The following is a 22,626-nucleotide window of genomic DNA, read 5'->3' as shown; positions in this document are numbered from 1 at the left end:
ATGCCGAGTGGCACCAACCGCGACACCAAGTGGAAAGGCTCCCGCGAGGCCTGGCTCGATGCCGCCTTCAAGGTGCTGCTCGAGTCCGGTGTCGACAGCGTGCGCATCCTGCCGCTGGCCAAGCGGCTCGACGTCTCACGAACCAGCTTCTACTGGTTCTTCAAGGATCGCGAGGCGCTGCTGGATGCCCTGATCGAGCGCTGGCGCGAGAAGAATACCCAGGGCCTGGTACGCCGGACCGAGGCCTATGCCGAAACCATCGTCGAGGCGATCCTCAACGTCTTCGACTGCTGGCTGGATCCCGAGCTGTTCGACTCCCCGCTGGAGTTCGCCATGCGCAGCTGGGCGCTGCAGTCGGAAGCGGTGGCCAGGGAGATAGACGCCGCCGACGAGGCGCGCATCGAGGCGCTGACGCGCATGTTCGAGCGCTACGGCTATGAGCCGCTGGCGGCCAACGTGCGCGGCCGCACCATTTACCTCACCCAGATCGGCTACATCTCGATGAAGACCCAGGAAGCCCTCGAGGTTCGCATGCAGCGCATCCCCGCCTATGTCGAGATCTTCACCGGGCAGACGCCGCAGCCCCGCGAACTGCAGCGCTTCCAGGCCCGGCATGGGTTTGTGCTGAAAGACATCTCCCACTCCGGCTGACCTAGGGTCTAAGCCTTCGCCATCAATGTCCGACAGAGAAACGTGAACGCCAGAGCCTGCATATGGGCGCGCTGGCGGTTGTCGGCGGCACCACCATGGCCACCTTCGACGTTTTCGTAATAGAGCACCTGATGCCCCTGCTCGCTCATGCGCGCCATCATCTTGCGCGCGTGGCCGGGGTGGACGCGGTCGTCGCGGGTGCTGGTCATCAGCAGCATGGGCGGGTAGTCCTCTGCGGCGTCGAGGTTGTGATAGGGCGAAAGGTTGCGCAGGAATTGCCAGTCGTCACTCTCGGGGTCGCCATACTCGGCCATCCACGAGGCGCCGGCCAGCAGCTTGTGGTAGCGGCGCATGTCGAGCAGCGGCACCTGGCACACCACGGCGCCGAGCAGCTGCGGATAGCGGGTCAGCATGTTGCCCACCAGCAGGCCGCCGTTGGAGCCGCCCTGGATGCCCAGCCGGCGCGGCGAAGTGACGCCACGTTCGATCAGATCTTCTGCCACCGCGGCGAAGTCCTCGAAGGCCTTGTGGCGCTTGTCGCGCAGCGCCGCCTGGTGCCAGCGCGGGCCGTACTCGCCGCCGCCGCGGATGTTGGCCACCACGTAGACGCCCCCTTGGCTGAGCCAGGCGCGCCCCACCCCGGGGCTGTAGCCGGGCAGCAGCGGCACCTCGAAGCCGCCGTAGCCGTACAGCAGGGTCGGATGCTCGCCGCTCGGCTCGAGCTCGCGCCGCGCCACCTGGAAGTAGGGAATCGCCGTGCCGTCGCGGCTGGTGGCGAAGTGCTGAGTGACCTCGAGGTCCTCGGCGTCGAACAGCGCCGGGGCCTGCTTGAGCGTTTCCAGCGCCTCGCCGACCCGACCGTGCAGCAGCGTGGTCGGCGTGAGGTAGTCGCTGACGATGACGAACACCTCGTCGCTCTCCTCGTCGTCCACCGCGCTCACGCTGACGCTACCCAGCGTCGGCACGCCGGGCAGCGGCTCGGGCTGCCACTGGCCTTCACTCGGGGTGAGCACGTAGAGCCGGTGCTTGACGTCGTCGAGCACGTTGAGGATCAGGTGGCGGCGGGTCCAGGTGACGTCGGAGAGCGAGGTGCGCTCGGTGGGGGTGAACAGCACGCGTAGCTCGCGTTGGCCGTTCATGTAGGCCTCGAAGTCGGCGATCAGCAACGCGCCGGCGGGATGGGTGGTTCCCGCCACCTCCCAGGGCTCGCGCAGTTCGATCATCAGCCACTCGCGGTGGACATGTTTTTGCGCCGAGTTGGGCACCTCGATGCGGGTGAGGCTACCGTCGGCTTTACGCAGATAGAGCTCGTTGTCGTAGAAGGCCCGGGCGCGGCTGACGAAGTCGCGCTCGAATCCCGGCGTCGAGTCGTGCCCCGCGCCTACGGCCATATCGTCGGGCTCGCCCTCGAACACCGTCTCGGCCTCGGCCAGCGGCGTGCCGCGCCGCCACTGCTTGACGATTCGCGGATAGCCGGAACTGGTCATCGAGCCTTCGCCGAAGTCGGTCTGGACGAAGACCGTGTCGCGGTCGATCCAGCCCAGGCCGCCCTTGGCCTCGGGACGGTAGAAGCCCTGCTCGACCCAGCGCCTCTCCACCAGATCGAACTCGCGGGTAACATCGGCGTCGGCGCCGCCACGCGAGAGCGAGATCAGGCAGTGGCGCCAAGGTTCGTCGGGCGATTCGGGACGCAGGCAGTGGGCGCCGTGCCACACCCAGTTCTCGCCCTCCTCGGCATTGAGTGCGTCGAGGTCTATCAGCACCTCCCACTCGGGCCGCGCCTTGCGGTACTCCTCGAGCGTGGTGCGCCGCCACAGCCCGCGGGGGTGGTCGCGGTCCTGCCAGAAGTTGTAGAAGTGCTCGCCGCGCTTGACCACGAAGGGGATGCGGTCGTCGGCCTCGAGGATCGCCTGCAGATCGTCGCGAAGCTCGGTGAAGCCCGGCACATCGGCGAGCCTGGCCTGGCTTTCGGCATTGCGCTGCTCGACCCAGGTCAGGGCGTGTTCGCCCTCGACCTCCTCCAGCCACAGGTAAGGGTCGTGATCTTCGAAGGGGGCAGCCATGCGGTTCTCCTGGTGGACCGTCGATTGCCCACCAAGCTAGCCTGCCCCGGTCGCGGACTCAATGTGTCAACGTTGGAATACCACGGTACGGTTCCTATTCAGGAACACCCGCCGCTCCACGTGCAGCGCCACCGCCCGGGCCAGGGTCAGGCACTCGATGTCGCGACCCTTGGCAACCAGGTCCTCCGGGTAGTCGGCATGGCTGACCGGCTCGACGCCCTGAGTGATGATCGGCCCCTCGTCGAGGTCATCGTTGATATAGTGCGCCGTGGCGCCGACCAGCTTGACCCCTTTTTCGTAGGCCTGATGGTAGGGCTTGGCGCCCTTGAAGCCGGGCAGCAGGGAGTGATGGATGTTGATCGCGCGGCCGGAGAGCCTGGCACACATCTCGCTCGACAATACCTGCATGTAGCGCGCCAGGATGACGAGCTCGGCACCGCTCTCCTCCACCACCCGCCACACCTGGGCCTCCTGCTCGGGCTTGGTCTCGGCGGTGATGGGGAAGTGGTGATAGGGAATGCCGTGCCACTCCGACAGCGACGCCAGGTCGGGGTGATTGGAGACGATGGCGCGGATATCGATGGGCAACTGCCCGGTGCGGTAGCGGTAGAGCAGGTCGTTGAGGCAGTGGTCGGCCTTGGAGACCATGATCACTACTGGCATCAAGCGTCCCGGCGGCGTGAGCTCGGAGCTCATCTCGAACTCGGCGGCCCGCTCGGCGAAGGCCGCCTGGAAGGCAGCGGCGTCGAAGCCGGCCTCCTCGGGGCGAAATTCGGTGCGAATGAAGAAGCGACCGCTCAGACGGTCGTCGAAGGATTGCTGCTCGGTAATGTAGCAGCGCCGCTCCTTGAGAAAGCGGGTCACCACGTCGACGGTCCCCAGGCGACTGGGACACTGCGCGGCCATGATCCAGATATCATCGTGTCGGTTCATGCTGCTCCCTCCGGCGGCTGGTGCCAAAGGGCACCATATGGAAAAAGGGCCGGGGAGACCCCGGCCAAACGCGCCTGGCAAACGAGACGCCGAGTCACTTCTCCACGCCGATGGCGTACTCCGCGCCGGCATCGAGCAGCCAGCGGTAGCAGTAGTCGGCGAAGCTGCGGCGCAGCACCAGCTCCCAGCGGGTCTCCGTGGGGCGGCGCAGAATCAGGTTGGCCTTGGCGAACACCGTGGTGACGCCCTTGCCGACCGGGAAGGCGTCGGGGTGCACGTCGTAGGGCGTCGACTTCATCAGCAGCTCGCGCGCCTTGTCGCCCTCGAGCTCGAGCAGGGTCTGGCCGCCGCTGACGTTGACGATGGCGTAGTGGGCATCGCCCAGGGCCTCGCGCAGCTGGCGCTCCAGGGTGAACTCCTCGCCACCGGGCACGATGACGAGCCACTCGTCGGGCGATAGCCACTGGATCGAGCGCGCGCCGTCATCGCTCAGGCTGAGGGTATTGGGCCGCGCCGGCAGGCCGAAGCCGAGCACACCGCGCACCGCCTCGTCGAGCACGATGGCGCCGCCGCGCAGGATCATATGCCCGGCCATGGCGCGCTCGCGCAGCACCACGCGGCTCTTCTGGCTGACACTCGGGCGGCCGCTGGTGTGGTAGGACCAGGCCAGCGGGGATTCCGCCGGCACCTCGGTCTTGGGGCGCACGTCGTAGACGTTGGCCCGGGTCGCTGTGGAATCAGACATTCTGGCGCTCTCCCTTGGGATCGTAGAAGATCGTGCCGACGATTTCCGCGGCGTGGGTCTTGCCGTCGGCCATGGGCAGGTAGACGGTCTCGCCCATGCGCTGATGGCCGCCCTTGACCACCGCCAGGGCGAAGCCGCTGCCCAGCGTCGGGCTGTAGTAGCTCGAGGTCACGTGGCCGACCATGGGCATGGGGATGGCGTGATCCGGATCGAAGACGATCTGAGCGCCCTCCTCCAGCACCACCGTGGGGTCCTTGGGCTTGAGACCCACCAGCTGCTTGCGGTCCGTACGACGGGTGTCGGAGCGCGACAGCGCGCGCTTGCCGATCCACGAGTATGGCTTGTCGTAGCCGACGGCCCACTGCATGCCGAGGTCCTCGGGCGTCACCGAACCATCGCTGTCCTGGCCGGCGATGATGAAGCCCTTCTCGGCCCGCAGCACGTGCATGGTCTCGGTGCCGTAGGGCGTCAGGCCGTACTTGTCGCCGTGCTCGAACAGGGTCTTCCACACGTGCATGGCGTAGTTGGCCTGGACGTTGATCTCGTAGGCCAGCTCCCCGGTGAAGGAGATACGGAACACCCGCGCCGGCACGCCGGCGACGTTGCCCTCGCGCCAGTCCATGAACTTGAAGGCACTGCGGTCGAGATCGATGTCGGTGATCTCGGCCAGCAGCTTGCGCGCCTCGGGGCCCGTCACCGTCATGGTGGCCCAGTGGTCGGTCACCGAGGTGAAGGTCACGTCCAGCTCGGGCCACTCGGTCTGGTGCCACAGTTCCAGCCACTCCAGTACGCCGGCGGCGCCACCGGTGGTGGTGGTCATCAGGAAATGGTTCTCGCCCAGGCAGCTGGTGGTGCCGTCGTCCATCAGCATGCCGTCGTCCTTGCACATCAGGCCGTAGCGCACGCGGCCCACCTCGAGCTTCAACCATTTGTTGGTGTAGACGCGGTTGAGGAACTCGCGGGCATCCGGGCCCTGGATGTCGATCTTGCCAAGGGTGGAGGCATCGAGGATGCCGACCTTCTCGCGCACCGCCAGGCACTCGCGGGCCACCGCCTCGTGCATGCTCTCCTTCTTGCCGTTGACCGTCTGCGGGAAGTACCAGGGGCGCTTCCACTGGCCGACGTCCTCGAACTCGGCGCCGTTCTCCACGTGCCACTGATGCAGCGCAGTGTAGCGCTCGGGGTCGAACAGCTCACGGCAGTGGCGGCCGACGATGGCGCCGAAGGTGACCGGCGTGTAGTTGGGCCGGAACACCGTGGTGCCGACCTCGGGGATCGACCGGTTAAGGCAGCGCGCGGCGATGGCCATGCCGTTGATGTTGCCGAGCTTGCCCTGGTCGGTGCCGAAGCCCATGGCGGTGTAGCGCTTGACGTGCTCGATCGATTCGAAGCCCTCGCGCGTTGCCAGCTCGATGCCTGCCGCGGTCACGTCGTTCTGCAGATCGACGAACTGCTTGGGCGCGCGCAGGGTCGGCTTCTCGTGGGGAATCTGGTAGAGCGCACAGGCCGCTCCCTCGCGCCGGGCCTCGACCTGCGGCAGCTCGATTGCCTGCACGGGACGGTTCAGGGCCTCCAGCGCCTGGGCGGCCATGGCGACCCCGTCGGCCATGCCGGCGGCCAGGTCGTGGATGCCGCGCGCGCTGCCAGCAGCGTGCACGCCCTTGACCAGGCTGGGGACGAAACCGAGGATCTCCTCGTTCCAGGTCGGCCGCGCCCCGGTGTGCGAGGCCAGGTGGATTACCGGGCTGTAGCCGCCGGAGCTGGCGATAGTGTCGCAGTCCAGCGTCTCGGCCTGACCGGTGACCTTGAAGGCGCCGGCATCGATGGTGGCGACACGCGCCCCGTTGACGCGGCTAGCTCCCTTGGCCTCGAGCACGGCGGCCCCTTCGATGATACGGATACCGCGGGCGCGGGCCTGCTCGACCCACTCGCCGTTCGGCGCCGGGCGGGCATCGACGATGGCCACCACTTCGCGGCCGGCGTCGAGCCAGTCGAGCGCGGCGCGGTAGGCGTAATCGTTGCTGGTGGAGAGCACCAGCTTGTGGCCGGGCACCACGCCGTAGCGACGAATGTAGGTGGAGACCGCACCGGCCAGCAGGTTGCCCGGCAGATCGTTGTTGCCGTAGACCAGCGGCCGCTCGTGGGCGCCGGTGGCCAGCAGCACCTGGCCGGCACGCACGCGGTGCATGCGCGAGCGCGAGGGACGGTGGCCGTTCACCAGCGGTGCCGTCTCGCCCAGGTGCTCGGTGCGCCGCTCGTGCAGCGTCACGAAATGGTGGTCGTGGTAGCCGTTGGCGGTGGTGCGGGCCAGCAGGGTGACGTTGTCCAGCCCCGCGAGCTCCTTCAGCACGCGCTCCGCCCACTGGGCGGCCGGCTGGTTGTCGACCAGCTCGCGACTGTCGAGCAGCGAGCCACCCATCTCCTCCTGCTCGTCGGCCAGGATCACCCGGGCGCCGCTGCGCGCAGCGGTCAGTGCCGCCGCCAGGCCGGCGGGGCCGGCACCGATCACCAGCAGGTCGCAGTGCTGGTTGAGGTGATCATAGCTGTCGGGATCGCGCTCCATGGGGCTGCGACCCAGGCCGGCGCTCTTGCGGATGTACTTCTCGTAGGTCATCCACATGGAGGCCGGAGCCATGAAGGTCTTGTAGTAGAAGCCCGGCGGCATGAAGCGGCCACCCACCTTGCCCACCCAGCCCATGAGGTCGTGCTGCACGTTGGGCCAGCCGTTGGTGCTGCGCGCGACGAGCCCGTCGAACAGCGCCTGCTGGGTGGCACGCACGTTGGGTACCTGGGCCGCCTCGGTGCTGCCCAGCTGGATCAGCGCATTGGGCTCCTCGGCGCCGGCGGCGACGATGCCGCGCGGGCGCGAGTACTTGAAGCTGCGATTGACGATGTCCACCCCGTTGGCCAGCAGCGCCGAGGCGAGGGTGTCGCCGGCATGGCCCTGGTAGCGCTGGCCGTTGAAGGTGAAGCTCAGCTTGCGCGAGCGGTCGATGCGCCCGCCCTCTTTGAGACGATTCGGCTGTTTCAAGGACTTGCTCATGCCCGCTCTCCCTTGACCGATGCCACGGCGGCGCCGCTGGCACCCACGGTCTGTTGTCCGCCGCTGGCGACCTGCACGTTGCCTTGTTTGTCCCCGCCCGCCAAATGCTCGGCGGTGACCGTCGGCCGTTCGCCGATCTTGTAGGTCTCGAGGATCTCGTAGGTCACGGTATTGCGCGTGACGTTGAAGAACTTGCGACAGCCGACCGCGTGAACCCACAGCTCGTGGTGGATACCGCGCGGGTTGTCACGGAAGAACAGGTAGTCGCCCCACTCCTCGTCCGTGCAGGCCTCGGGATCCTTGGGCCGCACGATGTGCGCCTCACCCTTGGGATGAAACTCCTCTTCCTCGCGGAGCTCCTCGCAGTAGGGGCAGTAGATATGAAACATGGAAGTGCCTCCTCAGTGAGCAACGCCGGCCGCACCGTGCTCGTCTACCAGAGCACCGGTATGGAAACGGTCGATGGAGAACGGGGCTGCGAGCGGGTGGGCCTGGTTCTTGGCCAGGGTCCAGGCGAATACGTGGCCCGAGCCCGGGGTGGCCTTGAAGCCGCCGGTGCCCCAGCCGCAGTTGAAGAACAGGCCCTTCACCGGCGTGGCCGAGAGAATCGGGCAGGCGTCCGGACAGGTGTCGACGATGCCGCCCCACTGCCGGTTCATGCGTACCCGCGAGAAGATCGGGAACATCTCGACGATGGCCTGCAGGGTGTGCTCCACGGTGGGATAACTGCCGCGCTGGCCATAGCCGTTGTAGCCGTCGATACCGGCACCGATGACCAGGTCGCCCTTGTCGCTCTGGCTGATGTAGCCGTGCACGTGGTTGGACATCACCACGGTGTCCAGAATCGGCTTGAGCGGCTCGGAAACCAGCGCCTGCAGCGGGTGCGACTCCAGCGGCAGACGGAAGCCGGCCATCTTCGCCAGCACACCCGAGTTGCCCGCCGCCACGCAGCCGACGGTCTTGGCCTCGATGTCGCCACGGTTGGTGTGCACGCCGTAGATGCGGCCGTCGCGGATCTTGAAGCCGGTGACCTCGGTGTTCTGCAACAGGTCGACGCCCAGCGCGTCAGCGGCGCGAGCATAGCCCCAGGCCACGGCGTCGTGGCGCGCCACGCCCGCCCGCGGCTGCCAGGACGCCCCCATGATCGGGTAACGTGCGTTCTTCGAGCAGTCCATGATCGGCACGATCTCCTGGATCTGCTCCGGGGTGAGCACTTCGCTGTCGATGCCGTTCAGACGGTTGGCGTTGACCCGGCGCTGGATGTCACGCATGTCCTGCAGCGTGTGGCCCAGGTTCATCACCCCACGCTGGGAGAACATCACGTTGTAGTTGAGATCCTGCGACAGTCCCTCCCACAGCTTCATGGCATGTTCGTAAAGCGCCGCGGCTTCGTCCCACAGGTAATTGGAGCGCACGATGGTGGTGTTGCGCGCGGTGTTGCCGCCGCCCAGCCAGCCCTTCTCCAGCACCGCCACGTTCTTGATGCCGTGCTCCTTGGCCAGATAGTAGGCAGTGGCCAGGCCGTGGCCGCCGCCGCCGACGATGATCACGTCGTACTGCTTCTTGGGCGTGGGGTTGCGCCACTGGCGCTCCCAGTTCTCGTGGTGGCTCAGGGCGTGCTTGGCCAGCCCGAATCCTGAATAGCGTTGCATCTTCTCTCTCCTCGACCGGCCCCGCCGAGCGGGGCCGGTGACAAACGGGTTCAGGCGGTGGCGGTTTCCTGGGTCGCGGCCGGAGCGGCGGCGCCGTAGACCGGATGCCGTTCGCACAGCTCGGCGACCTTCGCGCGCACCTCGGCCTCCACGGCCTCGCTGTCGTCACCCTCGGCCAGCACATCGAGGATGTCGCAGATCCACCCGGCGAGCGCCTGGCAGTCGGCCACGTCGAAGCCGCGTGAAGTCACCGCCGGCGTGCCGATGCGCAGGCCGGAGGTAACGAAGGGGCTCTGCGGATCGTTGGGCACGGCGTTCTTGTTGACGGTGATGTGGGCACGCCCCAGCGCCGCATCGGCGTCCTTGCCGGTCACACCCTGGCGGATCAGCGAGACCAGGAAGAGGTGATCGTCGGTACCGCCGGAGACCACGTCGAAGCCGCGCTCGAGGAACACCTCGGCCATGGCCTGGGCGTTATCGATCACGCGCTGCTGGTACTGCACGAAGTTCTGGCTCATGGCCTCCTTGAAGGCCACCGCCTTGGCCGCGATCACGTGCATCAGCGGGCCACCCTGCTGACCGGGGAACACCGCCCCGTTGAGCTTCTTGTACAGCTCCTGGTCGCCGTGGGCCGAGAGAATCAGGCCGCCACGCGGGCCACGCAGGGTCTTGTGGGTGGTGGTGGTGACCACATGGGCGTAGGGAATCGGGCTCGGATAGAGTCCGGCGGCGACCAGCCCCGCCACGTGGGCCATGTCGACCATCAGCCACGCCCCCACTTCGTCGGCGATGTTGCGGAAGCGCCGCCAGTCGACCACACGGGAGTAGGCGGAGAAGCCGGCGATGATCAGCTTGGGCTTGTGACCACGCGCCAGACGCTCGACTTCCTCGTAGTCGATCTCGCCGGTCTCGGGGTTCAGGCCGTACTGCACGGCGTGGTAGTGCTTGCCGGAGAAATTGGGCGCTGCGCCGTGGGTCAGGTGGCCGCCGTGGGCCAGGCTCATGCCGAGCACGGTGTCGCCCGGCTTGACCAGCGCCATGAAGGCAGCGGCGTTGGCCTGCGCCCCGGAGTGGGGCTGGACGTTGGCGTAATCGGCGCCGAACAGGCTGCAGGCACGCTCGATGGCAAGCTTCTCGACCACGTCGACGTGCTCGCAGCCGCCGTAGTAGCGCTTGCCCGGGTAGCCTTCGGCATACTTGTTGGTGAGCTGGGTGCCCTGGGCCTCCATGACCGCGCGGCTGGCATAGTTTTCCGAGGCGATCAGCTCGACGTGTGCCTCCTGACGCGCCACTTCTTCGGCGATGGCGGCGGCGATCTGGGAATCGAATGATGCGAGTCCGGCTTGGTTCATGACTGACTCCGTTGTTATGGCTGTTGATTCAGGGCTGGGTGCGTTTTAGCAATCTATCGACAACCCGGCGGCGCTTAAAATTTGAAATCCTTATGCGCGGATAACCAGCGCAAAGGGTATTCGGCCCATGCGTCGATTAAAGGCGCACGAGAGAGAGAAAGATTGAATAAATGCGACAGCTTTGCTGAATGACAGGTACCGCCGAGCTCGGCCTACCACTTTTGGCGAACGTTGCGCGCGGGGCATGGGCATATGCCTGGAGCACCCGTGAGGCGGGAGATAGCGTTATAACAGTCAGACCGCCGGACGGGATTCGATATGCAGGAAGAAAGGGTCGACCCGGTCGCTTCCCGGTTCTTCGGCACGCTTGCGCATCTCCGACGGCGGCATACCGAAAGCGCTGCGGAAATGGCGCGAAAAATGGGCCGTATCGGCGAAGCCGCAGCGCTCACCGATCTCGGTGACGCTTTTGCCTGTGTAGTGCAGCAGCCACAGCCCATAGCGCAGGCGAAGGTCGCGAGCGAATTTCTGCGGACCGACGCCCAGCGTCTCGCGGAAGCGGCGCTCCAGGTTACGCCGCGAGGTTCCGACGCGCTCGGCCAGCGCATCCATCGAGATCGGTTCACCCAGGTGCTGCTCAAGCACGGCGATGGAACGCCGCACCAGACGATCCTCGATCTTGCCGAATACCACCGGCTGCGGCTGCGGGTGAGCGCCTGCCCGGGCTTCATCGAGCAGCATGATACGTAGGCTCTTCATCGCCCACGCCTTGCCCAGGTGTCGCTCGACCAGATAGGCGGCGAGGTCCGCCCCCGCCGTACCGCCAGCACAGGTGAGGCGGTCGCCGTCATCGACGAACAGCCGATCGGCTACCGGCTCGATGGTGGGAAAGCGCTGGATCATGTCGCGGTGGTGATACCAACTGACGCAGCAGCGTCGCCCATTCATCAGGCCGGCCTGAATGAGGGCGAAGGCACCGGTGCACAGCCCGACCAGGGGCACCTGGGCATTTGCCGCCCGACGCAGGTAAGCCAGTGCCGTGGTATCGGCCCGGTCGGCATCGTCCAGCACGCCGCCGATCACCACGATATAGTCGAACTCCTGCGGGTCCCGGAAGGGCTGGCAAGGCGTGATGGACGCCCCGCAGCTGGAGGCCGCCGGTTCGCCGGTGCTGGTCATGAAGGTCCAGTGGCAGCGCAGCTGGCGGCTGCGATCCCCCTCATCGGCCGCCAGGCGCAGGCAATCGACGAAGGCGGCGAAAGGCAGCAGGGTGAAACGGTGCAGCAGGACGAAGCCGACCGAGAGGGGCTCGCCCCTGAGAGGAAGATTCATGACGGCTCCTGCGTCGCGAAGAATGCTGCCGGGCGAACGAGGCCCATCGCCTCGACTCTATCGCATTCTGCAAAGTAGGCAAGAGGCTGTGCGGCGCCCGGGAAAGTAAGGCAAGCTAGTCGCAGGCATACCGAGACGAGCCGTTAGTCGCGATCCGCCAAGTTGCCTCCCCAGGGCGATACCCGACATGACCATGGCAAGCCAATGACCAACATACCCACCGATCTTCTGCGCACCTTCGTCACCATCAAGGACCTGGGCGGTTTCACCAGTGCAGGCGAGCTGCTGGGTCGCTCGCAGCCGGCTATCAGCCTGCAGGTCAAGAAACTCGAGGAGCTGCTGAACACCAAGATCTTCCTGCGCGGTTCCAGCCTGGAGCTGACGGAGGATGGCGAGTATCTCTACGAGGCCGCACGCCAGATGCTCGAGATCAACGACCAGATCATTGCCAGGGTCAGGGGCGACAACGTTTCCGGCAAGGTCAGGCTCGGCATACCCAACGACTTCGAACTGGCATTTCTGCCCAAGGCGCTGAGGAACCTCTCGCGCGTCTACCCCAACATCGTGGTCGAAGTCGACTGCGAGATCAGCAAGGTCATCCTGCAGCGCTATCAGAAGGGGCACTATGATCTTGCCCTGGCCATGGAGTACGCCAAGGAGGACGAGGACCGGGACGCGCGCGACTACCGGCTGGAGGGCCTGGAGTGGGTCTACAAGGACAGCCGGCTCATCAATGGCTATGACGACCCCATACCGCTGATCGCCTACCCTCAAGGCTGTGTCTATCGCTCCCTGATGGAAGAGGCTCTGCAATCGCAGCAGCACCCCTTCCGCTTCATGTACACGAGCACCAGCCTGCTCGGCATCTTCTCGGCTGTGGAAGAGGGGCTGGGTATCACGGCAATGGCGAAATCGGTGATTCCCGAGCACCTGAAGCATGCCGAGAGTTCCCGGAGCCTTCCGGCACTGGGTCGGGTCTGCATCGGCCTGTATTACAAGGAGAGGGAACTCAACATCGCCTCTCGCCATGTACTCGACTTCTTGCGTTCCGGACTCGCCAACATGTAACTGAGGCATTGCCGGCCCCTTGGGCCGGCAATGCCGCCGCCTCACCCAAAGGTCCCGGCAATCTTCTCGATGCACTCGTCGAGAATCCACTCTCCCTTCTGCACCGTGGCCTTGGCCGGCGATGACAGCGTGCCCGAACTCGCCACCCAACTGGGATCCGGCGGGAAGACGTCATAGGGCGGAAACTCGGCGGGAGGAACCTCGACCACCTTCGCCATATCCACCAGCTCAGGATGGATCTTCAGCATGATCGAGGTTTCCAGCACGCCGCCGTGTTCGACCGCCCAGCCCGAGAAACCGTCCGGGAAGACCTTCTCGATGGTGGCCTCGCTGATGAAATCCCAGTAGGAGAGCAGCACAACCCGTATCTCCTTGCCGGACAGCCTGGCGTGCTTCACGACTCGATCGGCCGCCTCGACCAGGAACATCGAGTTCTCGAAATGGCCGTTGATCAGCACGAACTCCCGGTTGCCATGCGCCGCGTAGGCGAGGATCACGTCATAGGCGTACTCCTCCAGAGCGCGACCGCTGACGCAGGTGGTGCCGGGGAAGAAGTTGCCGCCTCCCGATTTCACCTGCGACTTGTAGCCGTAGGCAATGGGCGGCGCGACCAGCATGTTGCCGCTGCGCTCGGCCACGCGACAGGCGATGTATTCCGGTATCAGCACGTCCGGGTTCAACGACATGTGCGGCCCGTGCTGCTCGATGGCTCCCACCGGCAGCAGGATTCGGCAGCCGCCATCCTGCACCCGGTCGCGGTAGGTCATCCAGTCCAGCTCCGCCAGCTTGACGCTATTCATCAGGTTTTTCCCTCCGTCATGGTCTTCAGCGAGTATTCGCGTCGAAAGGCGCTATCCTGCTGCACGGCGCGCACGATCGAGAAGGCCATCAGCGCCATGATCAGGGAGAAGGGTAGCGCCGAGAGAATGGCGGCCGTCTGCAGGGTCGACAGCGCCCAGGCCCCGCCCACCAGCAGCAGCACGGCCGCGACGGCCCCCTCCATGACGCCCCAGAAGACACGATGCCGGGAAAGCGGATGCGGGTCACCCTCGCTGAGGATGGTGGTGATGACCAGGGTTCCCGAATCGGATGAGGTAATGAAGTAGGTCGCGACCAGCAGCGTGCCGAAGAACCCGGCCACTACGCCAATGACGCCGACATCCATGGCGGAGAAGGTCGCATAGAGCGCCAGCGAGACGTCCTTGGACACCGCTTCGGAGATGCCGCCACTGCCGAACAGCTCCTCGTACAGCGCGGTGCCGCCATAGGCGGAGAGCCAGACGAAGGAGAGCAGCGAGGACACACCCACCACACCGAAGATGAACTCGCGGATGGTACGCCCACGAGAGACGCGAGCGACGAAGACCCCCACGAACGGTGCCCACGACATCCACCAGCCCCAGTAGAAGACGGTCCACCAGCCCTGCCAGGAGTCCTGCCATGACGTGGCACCGTTGGCCGCCGTCGCGTTGCTGCCCGTGTAGAAGCTCAGAGGAATCACCGAACGCAGGTAATCGCCCGTTGATTCAAGCAGCCCGCCGATGATGTAGCGTGTCGGCCCGAAGGCGAAGAAGAAGGCCAGAAGCAAGAAGGTCAGCCACATATTGGCTTGTGAAAGATACTTGATGCCGCGCTTGAGCCCGGTCAGCACGGAGATCAGGGCCAGTACGGTAATCACGCCGATCAGCGCCACCTGTACCAGGCTATTGACAGGCACGTCCCAAAGATAATTAAGGCCGGAATTGATTTGCTGAACGCCCAGGCCCAGGGAAGTGGCAATACCAAAGAGGGTGGCAAAGACAGCAATGATATCGATGAGGTTACCAATCCAGCCATTGACCTTCTCCCCCAGCAAGGGATAGAGCGTATAGCGGATGCTCAACGGCTTGCCGTAGCGGTAGGCCATCAAGGCAAGGCCGAGGGCGACGATGCAGTAGATGGCCCAGGCGTTCAGGCCCCAGTGGAAATAGGCCAGCCGCATGGCGATGTCGGCGGCTTCGGCGTTGTCTACCGCCGAGGAAAAGGGCGTCCCCTGGGAGAGGTGCATGATCGGCTCGGCGATCGACCAGAAGATGATGCCGATGCCCTGGCCGGCGGCATAGAGCATGGCAAACCAGGTGAAGTAGCCGAACTCCGGCTTTTCGTGCTCCTCCCCGAGCTTGAGGCGTCCGTACTTGCTGAATGCCAGGGCCAGCAGAAAGATCAGGAAACTCGCCGCCAGGCCGACGTACCACCAGTTGAAATAGAAGGTCACGAAGGTCCTTCCCCTGTCGATCAGCGCCGTGGTGGCTTGCGGGAAGAGAATGGCCAGCGCGATGAACGCCGCCATGACGATGACCGATACCAGGGTCACCAGTGGGTTTACCCCTTTGAAGGGGCCCGAGTGCAGGACCATAGCCGTCCTCCTCTGTCGTTTGTTCTTATATGCAGAAAGGGGGCGCAGCGCCCCCTCGATACCTACTTGATGATGTTGTGCTCCGGCCCGTACGGGAAGCCGGTGATGTTCTCGGCGTCGTGTTCATTCACGACGAGGATATCGTGCTCACGGTAGCCGCCGGCCCCCGGGCGCCCTTCCGGCACCATGATCATCGGCTCCATGGAGACCACCATATTGGGCTCGAGCACGGTCTCGATGTCCTCGCGCAGTTCAAGGCCGGCCTCGCGGCCGTAGTAGTGGCTAAGGGTGCCGAAGGAGTGGCCGTAGCCGAAGGTGCGGTATTGCAGCAGGTCGTGCTTGGCGAAGATCTCGTTGAGCTCGTGGGCGATGTCGCAGCAGCGTACGCCGGGCTTGATCAGCTCCTGGCCGCGCCGGTGCACCTCGCAGTTGACCTCCCACAGGCGCAGGTGCTCGTCGGAGGCGTGCTCGCAGAACAGGGTGCGCTCCAGTGCGGTGTAGTAGCCCGAGATCATCGGGAAGGTGTTGAGGCTCAGGATGTCGCCGGGCTGCACGCGCCGGCTGGTCACCGGATTATGAGCGCCGTCGGTGTTGATGCCCGACTGGAACCAGACCCAGGTGTCCATCAGCTCGCTGTTCGGGTAGGTCTTGGCGATCTCGCGCACCATGGCGGCCTGACCGGCCAGGGCCACTTCGTACTCCGGCATGCCGGCCTTGATCGCATCGCGCACGGCCACGCCGCCAACGTCGGCGATGCGCGCGCCCTGGCGGATCAGGGCGATCTCCTCGACCGACTTGATCATGCGCATCTTCATGGTCGGCACGCCGATATCGGTGAGCTCCACCTCGCCGAGCGCGGAGAGCAGCTTCTGCTGGTTCTGCAGCGTGAGGTGGTCGAACTCGACACCCACGCGCCGCTTGCCTTCACAGAGCTGTTTTACCGCCTTGAAGAAGTTGTCCTTCTGCCAGTCGGTGTAGACGATATTATCGCCCAGGCGATTGCGCCGATAGGGCTGGCCGCCGTCGATATTGGCGGTGACGGTGGTAAAGCGATCCTGGGTCACGACCAGGCCGTAATCGCGCCCGAACTTGCAGTAAACGAAATCGCTGAAATAGTTGATATTGTGATAAGAAGTCAACACGACAGCGTCGACGTCATTGGCCGCCATGTACTCCCGCAGCCGCTTCAGTCGCCCGTGCATCTCGGCATCGGAAAAGGTCGGCGTAACCTTGTCACCGTTCGGAATTTCAATCAATGAGGGAAGCTTCATGTTGTTGTCTCCTTCGTTATCACGCGACATATGTCGCAGGTTGGCAACCGACCTTTATCGTCACACTGGGCTCATCGATTTCGGCCAGTTCACTGAACTGCATGACGGAAAGTCGGTATCGTTCTTCGATAATCCTGATCATCCGCATGACATGGTTGAATTCGTCATCCTTGGCATAAAAGTCGATACCGAATAGCGGAATGCCAAGGCACTGCACTTCGTAGGTTTCGACGACACGCAAGAAGTTGGCGACATTGCGTTTCAGCGCAGCGGCATCTTGTAATGCACCGGAATTCGAGACGCTGCGCAGCACTAACCGCCAAGTTTTCATGATCTGCTCTCCTGCTGTCTGGAGAGACTATGGCCAGCGCTGATCGGCAACACCAATGACTAGTGCAAATAGGGGCATTGGCGTCAGCAATGCCAACACAGAGAGGGCCGCGGCAAGCCAGATCCCGGCGTGAGTGGAAGCAAAGTTCGGGGAAGACCGCCAGGCGCGGCGGCCTGACGGCCGCCGCGTCAGCGAGAGACGAGGGAGAGCGGAGCCGGGGTCAGCCCCCGGTCATGTTCATGAAGCGCACCACCTGAACGTCACCGTCGGTGGTGAAGTGGTGGCGTTCGGGCTTGTTCTGCATGGCGGCGACGATGGCGGCCTTGAGCCGCTCGAGGTCGCCGGGGTGGCGGCGCATCACGCCACGCAGGTCGACAGAGTGCTCGTTGCCCAGGCACAGCAGCAGGCGGCCCTCGGCAGTGACGCGCACGCGGTTGCAGGCGGCGCAGAAGTTGTGGCTGTGCGGCGAGATGAAGCCGATCCGGATGTTCGAGTCGCGCATCCGAAAATAGCGCGACGGCCCCAGGGTGGTCTCGGTAGTAGGCAGCAGCGGATGGCGCGCCTCGATAGCGGCACGCACCGTATCGCTTCCACAGAAGGTTTCGGCGCGGTCGTGGCCGATGGCCTGGCCCAGCGGCATCTCCTCGATGAAGCTTATATCCACCCGCTCCCGCCGCGCGAACTCGACCAGGTCGAGAATCTCGTCGTCGTTGCGCCCCTTGAGGATCACCGCATTGAGCTTGATGCGCTCGAAGCCGGCGTCGCGGGCGGCACGGATGCCGTCGATGACCCGGGCCAGGTCGCCGGTACGGGTCAGGGCGCGGAAGCGCGCGGGGTCGAGCGAGTCGAGGCTGACGTTGAGCCGCTTGAGCCCGCCTTGATAGAGGGCACGCGCGTGCTTGGCGAGCCCGGCGCCGTTGGTGGTCATGCCGAAGTCACGCAGGCCCGGCAGCGCGCCGAGCTCGGCCACCAGGTCCTCGATGCCGCGGCGCACCAGCGGCTCACCGCCGGTCAGACGAATCTTCTCGACGCCAAGCTCGACGAAGGCGCGCGACAGCGCGGCGATCTCTTCCAGCGTGAGCAGTTTGGCGCGAGGCAGAAAGGTCATTTCCTCGGCCATGCAGTAGACGCAGCGAAAGTCGCAGCGGTCGGTGACCGACAGGCGAACGTAGCGCACGGTGCGGCCGAAGCCGTCGATCAGGTTCATGCGTTTTCCTCGACGCTTCCCTCGACATGGGCCGGGGCGTCCATCGGCAAGCGGGCGATCAGACCGCCGATCTGCTCGGCCACTTCACTGACGACCTCATCGTCGAAGCGCTGGCCGCGGCGCTTGCGAAAGCCCTTCTCGTAGAGCTTGACGTGTTCGGTGGCCGTCACGCCGGCGCGGGCCAGGCAGTGGGTCACGCAGTGCATCTGGCAGCCGTCGATGGCCACGATCGGCCGGCCGGCACGGGCGATGCGTACCAGGCCGGGTACGCCTCCACCGACGCCGGAAATGCACGACATCTCGGCCACACCGCTATGGTCGAGCCTTACGGCGACGTCGTTGGCCAGCTGCGCCACGTCCGAGCAGCCGGAGCAGGAGTAGACCAGGGTGTTGGGTTTCTGCTTGGTTCGGGACATACCGCCTCCCTAGGTACGACTGTACGACCGGATGGCGCGCCGAGGCGACGACTCAGTCGTCCGCCAGCATGGCGTCGCGCAGCTTCTGTTCGTCGAGCACCGTCAGGCGCTGGCGGTCGATGCCAATCACGCCGCTGTCGCGCAGCTTGGCCAGCAGCCGCGACAGGGTTTCCGGTGTCATGGCCAACTGGGCGGCGAGCCAGCGCTTGGGGATCGACAAACGCACCACCCGCGGACTTCTGCTGCGGCCCGGCGGCAACTGGCGCAGCACGTAGCTGACCAACCGCGACATGGCATCGGCCTGGGTCAGCAGCGCCAGGTCCTCGAGACGTTCGGTGAGCTCAAGCGCCAGACGACTCATGAACTCCGCACGGCAGGCGGGCTGGCGATCCATGATCTCGCGGCAGCGCCGGGCAGGTATCGCCAGTACGTGGGTGCGCCGCAGCGCCTCTGCCGAGTAGAGGTAGACCCCGGCGCTGGAGACCATGCTCAGCTCGCCCAGGGTACCGCCGCGCTCGACGCAGCGAATGGTGGCGAGCCGCCCGTCGCCGGCGCTGCGCGCCAGGCGTACGGCGCCGTTGATGACGATGTAGAGCCAGTGCGCCGGTGAGTCCTGGCGAAACAGCCACTCTCGGGTCTTGAGCGTCTTGAGTTCGGTGTCCTCGAGCAGCTCGGTGACTTCGTCTTCGTCCAGCTCGCCCAGCCACGGCACGCCCTGCACCAGCTCGCGGAGCTGCTTGGGCTTGAACAGCAGGTCAGTCGACGAACTGTCCGGCGGGTAGATAGAGGTATTCATGACCTTCCTCCACGTCGGTATCGGCGGCCATCATCAGATAGCCGTGCGCCTGGCTAGCGGCATGTAGCATGTGGGAGCCCTGACCGCCGGCGAGCAAGGCTACCGGCCCCTCGTTCTGCCAATCGAGCGTGACGCGCAACAGCTCACGCCGCCCCCGGCTGGCTCGCCGCGAAAAGCCGGCACGCACGCGATACTGTTGCAGCGGCCCGACGCTGCGCCCCTGGCAGCCCAGAACGAAAGGTCGTGCCAGCAGGTGCCAGCCCACCAGCGACGCCACGGGGTTGCCCGGCAGGCCGATCAGTGGCACGCCCGCGGGCGAGCCGTCATCCAGGTAGCCGAAGGCAAACGGCTTGCCCGGCTTGATCGCCACGCCATGGAACCGAAGCCCGCCCAGCTCGTCGAGCACGGGCCTGACGTGGTCCTCCTCGCCGACCGAGACGCCGCCGGTGCAGATCACCAGGTCGGCACCGTCGCGAGCGGCGCTGAAGGCCCTGCGCAGGGCATCGGGATCGTCGGCGATCACGCCCAGGTCGAGCACCACACAGTCGGCCCGTTCCAGTAGTGCCTTCAGCATTACCCGATTGCTGTTGTACACGCGCCCGGGGCTGAACGGCTCGCCCGGCTCGATCAGCTCGTCGCCGGTGGAGATCAGCGCCACCCTGAGGCGCGACAATACCGGCACCTCAGCGATGCCCTGGCTCGCCAGCAGGGCCAGCGCCGCGGCGTTCAGCGTCCACCCCGCCCCCAGCAGCGCATCGTCCTCGCGGTACTCTTCGCCACGACGGCGAATGTTGGCACCCGGTGTGGCTTCGCCGATGACGTGCACTCGCCCCGCTGCGTCGAGCCTGACCCGCTCCTGGGGCACCACGCAGTCGGCCCCCTTGGGGATCGGCGCGCCGGTAAAAATCCGCGCACAGCCCCCCGCGGGCAGCGCTTCGACCTCGGCCCCCGCCGGCACCCGCAGCACCACCGGCAGGCCGGCCTCGGTGAGTTCCGCGATGCGCAGGGCATAGCCATCCATTGCGCTGTTGTCGATGCCGGGCATGTCCAGGCGAGCGACGAGATCACACGCCAGCACACGGCCGGCCGCCTGCTCCAGCGCCACGCGTTCCTCTCCACGCACCGGTTCGGCGGCGGCGATCATGCGCGCCCGGGCCACCTCCAGGTCGAGCAGTCCCTTGGCCAGGGTGGCACAGCTCATGCGTGGGCTCCTTGACCACGGTCAGGCACTGTCGGCGTCTCGCGGCTGGCGCAGGCCGGCTGCTCGGGTAGCACCATGGCCACGAAGTTGCAGGGCCGGGTGCGGGCGTCGAGCTGGCTTTCGAGAATGCCGTCCCAGGCGGTGGCACAGGCCTTGGGCGAGCCGGGCATGGCGAAGATCAGGGTACGGTTGGCCACACCGCCTACCGCCCGCGACTGCACGGTGGAGGTGCCGATACTGTCGTAGGAGAGCTGGCGGAACAGCTCGCCATAGCCGTCGATGGCGCGGTCGAACAGCGGCGCGAGTGCCTCGGGCGTGGTGTCACGCACGGTGAAGCCGGTACCGCCGTTGACCAGGATGACCTGCACGTCGTCGCGCACCACCCACTTGGAGACCACCGCCCGGATGCGATAGATGTCGTCGGGTACGATACGCCGGTCGACCAGCACGTGGCCGGCCTCCGACAGGCGTTCGCTGAGCAGGTCACCGCTGCCGTCGCGGTCGAAGCCGCGGGTATCGGACACAGTCAGCACACTGATACCGAGCGGCACGAAGCGGGCGTTGGCGTGAACGTGGGACATGACTCTCTCCTATTGCATCAAGCTGCCGGCGGCATCGTCGTCGAGCTCCACGCCTTCGACACCGATCTCGGCTTCCAGCGCCAGCAGGTAGTGGCGCAGGGCGCGTCGCGTCGCCTGCTCGCGCAGGGTGTGGCGTACACGTTCGGCGACCTCTTCGAAAGGCAGGCGCTGTCCGCCGGCACGCGCATCGATGCTCACCACATGCCAGCCGTAGCGTGAGGCCAGCGGCCGGTCGTGCAGCCCTTCGGGCAGGTGCTGCAGGGCGCGGTCGAGTTCGGCCACGGTCTGCCCCTGTGCCAGCCAGCCCAGCTCGCCGCCCTCGCTCTTCGACGGGCAGGCGGAGTGGCGCATGGCGAATTCGGTAAAGCGCTCGGGGATGGCCTTGAGCTCCTCGATCAGCGTCTCGCCCAGGCGGTACTGGGCGTCGCGTGCCTCGGCATCGTCGGGTGCGGCGGCCAGCAGAATGTGGCGCACAGCGAGACGTGTCGGCGCGCTGAAGCGCTCGGGTTCGGCGTCGAAGAAGCGCCGGCAGGCCGCCTCTTCCGGCTCCGGCACGTCCAGCTCCTGTTCGAGCAGCGCGACGATGGCGGCATCGGTGTCGCCTTCGTCATCGGTCTCGGCCGTCAGACCGAGCTCGACGGCGCGCTGGCGCAGCAGCTCGCGAACCACCAGCGCGCGAGCTGCCGACAGCTTCGCCTCGTCGGCGCTCGCCGCCGGGTGGTACTGCATCTCGCGGGCGATGCTGTCCTCGTCGATCGCCTTGTCGCCGACCTTGACGAGGGGCGGCGCGTAGCGGCCCGGCAGCTGTTCGATCTCGATCATTTGCATGTCAGTCACCTCATGAATCCTGCTGCAGGCTGCGCTCGCACCGATTGACAAGCGCAGCCAGGCTCATCCTCTTACACGCCACCGGCGCGGCGACGCACGATCTGATAGCGCCGCGTCACATAGCCCATCGGTGCGCTCCAGACGTGCACCAGGCGGGTGAAGGGGAACACCAGGATAATGGTCAGGCCGATCAGGATGTGCAGCTTGTAGATCCAGCTCACGCCCTCCAGGTACGCCGCGGCGCCGCCCTGGAAGTAGACGATGGACTGCGCCCAGCCGGAGAACTTCAGCATCGCGCTGCCGTCCAGGTGGCCCAGGGTGGGCAGGATGGTGAGCAGCCCGAGCGTGACCTGCAGCACCAGCAGGCCGATGATCACGGTGTCCATGGGGCTGGACGAGGCACGCACGCGCGGGTTGGTCAGGCGACGATGGAACAGCATGGCGCCGCCCACCAGACACATGATGCCAGCGATACCGCCGACCACCACGGCCATCACCTGCTTGGCGCCGGGGGTGATGAAGGGCTCGTAAACCCAGTGCGGTGTCAGCAGACCGACCAGATGGCCGAAGAAGATGACGAGGATACCGATATGGAACAGGTTGCTCGCCATGCGCATGTTCTTCGACGACAGCATCTGGCTGGAGCCGGTCTTCCAGGTGTACTGGCCATGGTCGTAGCGCATCAGGCTGCCGATCAGGAAGACACTGCCGGCGAGGTAGGGGTAGAGCCCGAACAGCAGGGAATCGATGTAGTTCATGAA

The 22,626-nt window shown here is 65.7% G+C and carries 21 protein-coding genes; 2 read left to right on the top strand and 19 right to left on the bottom strand.

Annotated features, from left to right (window positions below; translation table 11 throughout):
* On the top strand, window positions 1–651 hold the full coding sequence (locus tag KPL81_RS16395; protein ID WP_219793091.1) for a TetR/AcrR family transcriptional regulator: 651 nt from the start codon (window positions 1–3) through the stop codon (window positions 649–651).
* 8 nt (window positions 652–659) lie between these two features.
* Here KPL81_RS16395 and KPL81_RS16390 read toward each other — a convergent pair whose 3' ends face one another.
* The 8 genes from KPL81_RS16390 to KPL81_RS16355 all read right to left on the bottom strand — a co-directional run bounded on the left by KPL81_RS16390 (window position 660) and on the right by KPL81_RS16355 (window position 11,771).
* Window positions 660–2,714 (bottom strand): prolyl oligopeptidase family serine peptidase, encoded by a 2,055-nt coding sequence (locus KPL81_RS16390; protein ID WP_219793090.1) that lies wholly within the window; start codon window positions 2,712–2,714, stop codon window positions 660–662.
* Between the two features lie 66 nt (window positions 2,715–2,780).
* Window positions 2,781–3,647, bottom strand: a complete 867-nt coding sequence (purU, locus tag KPL81_RS16385) for a formyltetrahydrofolate deformylase (RefSeq protein ID WP_219793089.1) — start codon at window positions 3,645–3,647, stop codon at window positions 2,781–2,783.
* Between the two features lie 94 nt (window positions 3,648–3,741).
* Complete coding sequence (locus KPL81_RS16380) at window positions 3,742–4,392, bottom strand: sarcosine oxidase subunit gamma (protein ID WP_219793088.1); 651 nt, start codon at window positions 4,390–4,392, stop codon at window positions 3,742–3,744.
* Complete coding sequence (locus KPL81_RS16375; protein WP_219793087.1) at window positions 4,385–7,435, bottom strand: sarcosine oxidase subunit alpha; 3,051 nt, start codon at window positions 7,433–7,435, stop codon at window positions 4,385–4,387. Before KPL81_RS16375 ends, KPL81_RS16380 begins: the two co-directional genes overlap by 8 nt.
* A complete protein-coding gene (locus tag KPL81_RS16370; RefSeq protein WP_219793086.1) occupies window positions 7,432–7,824 on the bottom strand; it encodes a sarcosine oxidase subunit delta in 393 nt (130 codons plus the stop codon). The genes KPL81_RS16375 and KPL81_RS16370 overlap by 4 nt, the downstream gene beginning before the upstream one ends.
* 12 nt (window positions 7,825–7,836) lie before the next feature.
* Window positions 7,837–9,087, bottom strand: coding sequence for a sarcosine oxidase subunit beta family protein (locus KPL81_RS16365; RefSeq protein WP_209475539.1), 1,251 nt, complete (start codon window positions 9,085–9,087; stop codon window positions 7,837–7,839).
* Between the two features lie 50 nt (window positions 9,088–9,137).
* The gene (gene glyA, locus KPL81_RS16360; protein ID WP_209475537.1) at window positions 9,138–10,439 is read right to left on the bottom strand and encodes a serine hydroxymethyltransferase; all 1,302 of its coding nucleotides are present in this window, start codon (window positions 10,437–10,439) and stop codon (window positions 9,138–9,140) included.
* A 294-nt stretch (window positions 10,440–10,733) separates the two neighbouring features.
* Complete coding sequence (locus tag KPL81_RS16355; RefSeq protein ID WP_219793085.1) at window positions 10,734–11,771, bottom strand: GlxA family transcriptional regulator; 1,038 nt, start codon at window positions 11,769–11,771, stop codon at window positions 10,734–10,736.
* 204 nt (window positions 11,772–11,975) lie between these two features.
* Between KPL81_RS16355 and KPL81_RS16350 the strand changes: the two genes are divergently transcribed.
* The gene (locus tag KPL81_RS16350) at window positions 11,976–12,839 is read left to right on the top strand and encodes a LysR family transcriptional regulator (protein WP_219793084.1); all 864 of its coding nucleotides are present in this window, start codon (window positions 11,976–11,978) and stop codon (window positions 12,837–12,839) included.
* Between the two features lie 41 nt (window positions 12,840–12,880).
* Here KPL81_RS16350 and KPL81_RS16345 read toward each other — a convergent pair whose 3' ends face one another.
* From KPL81_RS16345 to narI, 11 genes are all read right to left on the bottom strand, one after another.
* Complete coding sequence (locus KPL81_RS16345; protein WP_240549334.1) at window positions 12,881–13,639, bottom strand: creatininase; 759 nt, start codon at window positions 13,637–13,639, stop codon at window positions 12,881–12,883.
* Window positions 13,639–15,234, bottom strand: coding sequence for a BCCT family transporter (locus KPL81_RS16340; RefSeq protein WP_219793083.1), 1,596 nt, complete (start codon window positions 15,232–15,234; stop codon window positions 13,639–13,641). The genes KPL81_RS16345 and KPL81_RS16340 overlap by 1 nt, the downstream gene beginning before the upstream one ends.
* Window positions 15,235–15,296: 62 nt before the next feature.
* A complete protein-coding gene (locus tag KPL81_RS16335) occupies window positions 15,297–16,505 on the bottom strand; it encodes a M24 family metallopeptidase (RefSeq protein ID WP_219793082.1) in 1,209 nt (402 codons plus the stop codon).
* A gap of 19 nt (window positions 16,506–16,524) precedes the next feature.
* A complete protein-coding gene (locus tag KPL81_RS16330; protein ID WP_209475528.1) occupies window positions 16,525–16,836 on the bottom strand; it encodes a hypothetical protein in 312 nt (103 codons plus the stop codon).
* Between the two features lie 220 nt (window positions 16,837–17,056).
* Window positions 17,057–18,043, bottom strand: coding sequence for a GTP 3',8-cyclase MoaA (gene moaA, locus KPL81_RS16325; RefSeq protein ID WP_219793081.1), 987 nt, complete (start codon window positions 18,041–18,043; stop codon window positions 17,057–17,059).
* Complete coding sequence (locus KPL81_RS16320; RefSeq protein WP_219793080.1) at window positions 18,040–18,459, bottom strand: putative zinc-binding protein; 420 nt, start codon at window positions 18,457–18,459, stop codon at window positions 18,040–18,042. Before KPL81_RS16320 ends, moaA begins: the two co-directional genes overlap by 4 nt.
* A 52-nt stretch (window positions 18,460–18,511) precedes the next feature.
* Entirely contained in the window at window positions 18,512–19,255 is a 744-nt protein-coding gene (locus KPL81_RS16315) for a Crp/Fnr family transcriptional regulator (protein ID WP_209475522.1), read from the bottom strand.
* Window positions 19,215–20,456 (bottom strand): molybdopterin molybdotransferase MoeA, encoded by a 1,242-nt coding sequence (locus KPL81_RS16310; RefSeq protein WP_219793079.1) that lies wholly within the window; start codon window positions 20,454–20,456, stop codon window positions 19,215–19,217. The genes KPL81_RS16315 and KPL81_RS16310 overlap by 41 nt, the downstream gene beginning before the upstream one ends.
* Complete coding sequence (moaB, locus tag KPL81_RS16305; RefSeq protein WP_219793078.1) at window positions 20,453–21,037, bottom strand: molybdenum cofactor biosynthesis protein B; 585 nt, start codon at window positions 21,035–21,037, stop codon at window positions 20,453–20,455. Before moaB ends, KPL81_RS16310 begins: the two co-directional genes overlap by 4 nt.
* Before the next feature lie 9 nt (window positions 21,038–21,046).
* Window positions 21,047–21,865 (bottom strand): peptidylprolyl isomerase, encoded by an 819-nt coding sequence (locus KPL81_RS16300; protein ID WP_219793077.1) that lies wholly within the window; start codon window positions 21,863–21,865, stop codon window positions 21,047–21,049.
* A gap of 71 nt (window positions 21,866–21,936) precedes the next feature.
* Complete coding sequence (gene narI / locus KPL81_RS16295; protein ID WP_219793201.1) at window positions 21,937–22,623, bottom strand: respiratory nitrate reductase subunit gamma; 687 nt, start codon at window positions 22,621–22,623, stop codon at window positions 21,937–21,939.
* Window positions 22,624–22,626: the final 3 nt, after the last annotated feature.

Origin of the sequence: Billgrantia antri, assembly GCF_019430905.1 — a bacterium.
GTDB classification, from domain to species: domain Bacteria; phylum Pseudomonadota; class Gammaproteobacteria; order Pseudomonadales; family Halomonadaceae; genus Halomonas; species Halomonas antri.
This window is presented reverse-complemented; position numbering and strand designations above follow the sequence as displayed.

Excerpts from the sequence above, each read along its gene's own strand:
- KPL81_RS16395 (WP_219793091.1), top strand. The coding sequence starts at position 1 with ATGCCGAGTGGCACCAACCGCGACACCAAGTGGAAAGGCTCCCGCGAG.
- KPL81_RS16390 (WP_219793090.1), bottom strand. The coding sequence starts at position 2,714 with ATGGCTGCCCCCTTCGAAGATCACGACCCTTACCTGTGGCTGGAGGAG.
- purU (WP_219793089.1), bottom strand. The coding sequence starts at position 3,647 with ATGAACCGACACGATGATATCTGGATCATGGCCGCGCAGTGTCCCAGT.
- KPL81_RS16380 (WP_219793088.1), bottom strand. The coding sequence starts at position 4,392 with ATGTCTGATTCCACAGCGACCCGGGCCAACGTCTACGACGTGCGCCCC.
- KPL81_RS16375 (WP_219793087.1), bottom strand. The coding sequence starts at position 7,435 with ATGAGCAAGTCCTTGAAACAGCCGAATCGTCTCAAAGAGGGCGGGCGC.
- KPL81_RS16370 (WP_219793086.1), bottom strand. The coding sequence starts at position 7,824 with ATGTTTCATATCTACTGCCCCTACTGCGAGGAGCTCCGCGAGGAAGAG.
- KPL81_RS16365 (WP_209475539.1), bottom strand. The coding sequence starts at position 9,087 with ATGCAACGCTATTCAGGATTCGGGCTGGCCAAGCACGCCCTGAGCCAC.
- glyA (WP_209475537.1), bottom strand. The coding sequence starts at position 10,439 with ATGAACCAAGCCGGACTCGCATCATTCGATTCCCAGATCGCCGCCGCC.
- KPL81_RS16355 (WP_219793085.1), bottom strand. The coding sequence starts at position 11,771 with ATGAATCTTCCTCTCAGGGGCGAGCCCCTCTCGGTCGGCTTCGTCCTG.
- KPL81_RS16350 (WP_219793084.1), top strand. The coding sequence starts at position 11,976 with ATGACCAACATACCCACCGATCTTCTGCGCACCTTCGTCACCATCAAG.
- KPL81_RS16345 (WP_240549334.1), bottom strand. The coding sequence starts at position 13,639 with ATGAATAGCGTCAAGCTGGCGGAGCTGGACTGGATGACCTACCGCGAC.
- KPL81_RS16340 (WP_219793083.1), bottom strand. The coding sequence starts at position 15,234 with ATGGTCCTGCACTCGGGCCCCTTCAAAGGGGTAAACCCACTGGTGACC.
- KPL81_RS16335 (WP_219793082.1), bottom strand. The coding sequence starts at position 16,505 with ATGAAGCTTCCCTCATTGATTGAAATTCCGAACGGTGACAAGGTTACG.
- KPL81_RS16330 (WP_209475528.1), bottom strand. The coding sequence starts at position 16,836 with ATGAAAACTTGGCGGTTAGTGCTGCGCAGCGTCTCGAATTCCGGTGCA.
- moaA (WP_219793081.1), bottom strand. The coding sequence starts at position 18,043 with ATGAACCTGATCGACGGCTTCGGCCGCACCGTGCGCTACGTTCGCCTG.
- KPL81_RS16320 (WP_219793080.1), bottom strand. The coding sequence starts at position 18,459 with ATGTCCCGAACCAAGCAGAAACCCAACACCCTGGTCTACTCCTGCTCC.
- KPL81_RS16315 (WP_209475522.1), bottom strand. The coding sequence starts at position 19,255 with ATGAATACCTCTATCTACCCGCCGGACAGTTCGTCGACTGACCTGCTG.
- KPL81_RS16310 (WP_219793079.1), bottom strand. The coding sequence starts at position 20,456 with ATGAGCTGTGCCACCCTGGCCAAGGGACTGCTCGACCTGGAGGTGGCC.
- moaB (WP_219793078.1), bottom strand. The coding sequence starts at position 21,037 with ATGTCCCACGTTCACGCCAACGCCCGCTTCGTGCCGCTCGGTATCAGT.
- KPL81_RS16300 (WP_219793077.1), bottom strand. The coding sequence starts at position 21,865 with ATGCAAATGATCGAGATCGAACAGCTGCCGGGCCGCTACGCGCCGCCC.
- narI (WP_219793201.1), bottom strand. The coding sequence starts at position 22,623 with ATGAACTACATCGATTCCCTGCTGTTCGGGCTCTACCCCTACCTCGCC.